The following is a 2,773-nucleotide window of genomic DNA, read 5'->3' on the forward strand; positions in this document are numbered from 1 at the left end:
AGGCAGCCGCACATTGCACAAACAGCGGCCGACTTCCGGCACGTCACCGTCCTTGCCGGAATAAGGTGGCACTGTCCATGGCCGGCAGGCTCATGTAGAATGCCTCTGAGGAGGAAAAGAGAAAAATGAAGAAGACAGATCCGGAGAGCTACGAAAGAAGACGGGAGATTGCGACAATAAAGTTCTCACTGATAGCGCCTGTAGTGGCAGGAACGCTTGGAGACGAGACCGCTACGGGATATTTCAGGCGCATTGCGTCAAATTCCGTAAGGATGCCTGATGGCAATGACAGGATTTACAGCTGGCAGACCCTGAGCTACTGGCTGCATCTCTACAGGAAGGGAGGGCTGGATGCCCTCATGCCCAGGGAAAGGCTTGACAAGGGCGTTCCGAGACGTCTGAGCGAGGAGGCAACGAGAAGAATTGCGGAACTTGTCGAGCAGTTCCCGAAGATAACCGGCACGCTTGTCTGGGACAGGCTGCATGAGGAAGGGCTGTTTGACGACTGCAGCGTCTCCGTGGACACCGTACAGCGCTACATCAGCTCGTCAGGCCTGCGCAACGGAAAGCTGCCCCCTATGAGCGGCAAGGAAATACGCGCCTGGGAGTTCGCACATGCATGTGACGGCTATGAGGCCGATACGGCCCATACCCTGTACATAAGAAACGAGGACGGCGAGTACGTGAAGACGTACCTCATCGCCATCATTGACGACCATTCAAGAATGATCGTCGGTGCCCGCTTCTTCTACTCGGACAATGCGGTCAACTTCCAGAAGGTATGGAAGTCAGCGGTCATGAGATACGGGCGAAGCAGGACGCTCATACTGGACAACGGATCCAGCTACAGGAACGGCAGCACGAAGCTGATAGCCTCAAGGCTGGGGACCCGGCTTGTGTACTGCAGGCCCTACACGCCGCAGGGAAAGGCCAAGATTGAGCGCTTCTTCCTGAGCATAAGGAATTCATGGCTCAATGCGGACGACGGCAGCAGCTATCACGGGATTGACGAGCTGAACGAGAGGCTTGACCAGTGGGTTGCCGAGTACAATCTGAGGGAGCATTCGGCACTGAGGGATGACGAATATGACAACCATACCCCAATGCAGAGATTCATGTATGACATGAAGGACATCGAGCCTCACCGCACGTGCAACAAGCAGGCTGGCGAGTTCCAGGGATGGCTTGATGACTGCTTCCTCCACGAGGAGATCAGAAGGGTCAACGGCGACAGCACGGTAAGAATAAGGCAGACTGATTTTGACGTTCCCTCTCAGTACATCGGAAGCAGGGTCGTGGTGCGCTATGACCCATCCACGCTCGAGAACGTCTACCTGGACGACCCTGCAAACAAGGCGAGATACCGCCTGAAGAGAACCGACCGAGTGGAGAACGGCAGGACGAAGAGAACGGAAATGTATTACTAGGAGTGACAGGACATCATGGAATTTGAGACATACTATGGAATGGATTACAATCCCTTCACCAAGGGAATAGACAGCACGAGGCTCTACCAGAGCAACGACTACAGGCAGATGGCCAGCAGGCTTCAGTTCCTCATAAGAACGAAAGGCATAGGCCTCTTCCTGGGAGAGCCCGGGACGGGCAAGACGGCCAGCCTGAGAAGCGTCCTGGACGGCCTGAACGAAAGCCGGTACAGGGTAGTCTACATCAGGCTGACTACGGTGACGCCCATTGACTTCTACCATGCGCTCAATGATGCGCTCGGCCTCGAGGAGTCAAGCAGAAAGAGCGTCATGTTTGCACAGATACAGCACGAAATGGAACGGATGGCCAGCGATCACGTCAGCGTGATACTGGCCATAGACGAGTGCCAGTACCTGACGGTACAGGTGCTGAAGGAATTCGTCATGCTTATGAATTTCGCCTATGACAGCGTCGACTGCTGCACCCTCATACTCATGGGCCAGCCCGAGGCGCTGAGAACACTGCGCGCCAAGAGCCTTGAGCCCTTCAAGCAGCGCATCAACATGAACTACTTCCTGACAGGAATGGATGAGGAGGAGGTCCGTGGCTATGTCCTGGACAGGCTGAGACTTGTTCACTGCAGCACTGATCTCTTTGATGACGAGTGCTACCATACGCTTCACTCCCTCATGAGGGGATCGGCCCGTCTGCTCAACAACCTTATCTGCAAGAGCCTCCAGATCGGCATGATACGCGAACAGAGACACATCACCACGGAGATTGTGATGGCGGCGAACGAGGAGGTCAGCGCGGTCTATGGATAGAGCACAGGCAGCCGCTGCAAACATACATGGTGGGACCGGGACCGTGTTCAGGGCTGTAAGAGGCGATGATGCCATTGAATGCGTCATTGTCGAGAGCATGGTCAGCATCGGCGGTCTCATCCTGTCCGAAAGAGAACTTGTCATGAGCCGTACAGGAACACAGCGGATACCTCTTGCGGACCTGAATGACATATCATGGAACGAGGATTCCATATACCGCCATACAGGCGATGCGGACCTGGCTGCCTGGATGGCAAGAGCCATCAGGGGAATCAGCCAGGAAATGAGACATTAAAAAGAAAGGACCAGGCCTTGTGTCTGGTTCTCTTTTATATATGAACGAAAAGGACAAAATAAGAATGTAGGAAAACCGGCATAATTATTCTGTCCATGTTCCTGAAGGTCCATCATCAGTCATGTTGAAATAATGTGCGGTCATCAATCTGGAAAAACAAAAATGCCGTCAAAAAAAGGCTGAAATAATTTGCGGTTTGAATACTGGGAGAATTTGCGGTTCAACA

At 53.6% G+C, this 2,773-nt stretch carries 3 protein-coding genes; all 3 read left to right on the top strand.

The window, feature by feature from the left end; genetic code table 11:
* The first annotated feature begins 125 nt into the window (after window positions 1–125).
* From FYJ79_RS12255 to FYJ79_RS12265, 3 genes are read left to right on the top strand one after another with little or no spacing between them, the layout of a single operon-like run.
* Entirely contained in the window at window positions 126–1,427 is a 1,302-nt protein-coding gene (locus tag FYJ79_RS12255) for a DDE-type integrase/transposase/recombinase (RefSeq protein WP_154518889.1), read from the top strand.
* 15 nt (window positions 1,428–1,442) lie between these two features.
* The gene (locus tag FYJ79_RS12260; protein WP_154518891.1) at window positions 1,443–2,252 is read left to right on the top strand and encodes an ExeA family protein; all 810 of its coding nucleotides are present in this window, start codon (window positions 1,443–1,445) and stop codon (window positions 2,250–2,252) included.
* Window positions 2,245–2,547 carry a hypothetical protein gene (locus tag FYJ79_RS12265; protein ID WP_154518893.1) on the top strand — a complete coding sequence of 101 codons (303 nt, stop codon included), beginning with the start codon at window positions 2,245–2,247 and terminating at the stop codon, window positions 2,545–2,547. Before FYJ79_RS12260 ends, FYJ79_RS12265 begins: the two co-directional genes overlap by 8 nt.
* The last annotated feature ends 226 nt before the right edge of the window (window positions 2,548–2,773 follow it).

Source organism: Sharpea porci (assembly GCF_009695655.1).
Classification (GTDB): Bacteria; Bacillota_I; Bacilli_A; order Erysipelotrichales; family Coprobacillaceae; genus Sharpea; species Sharpea porci.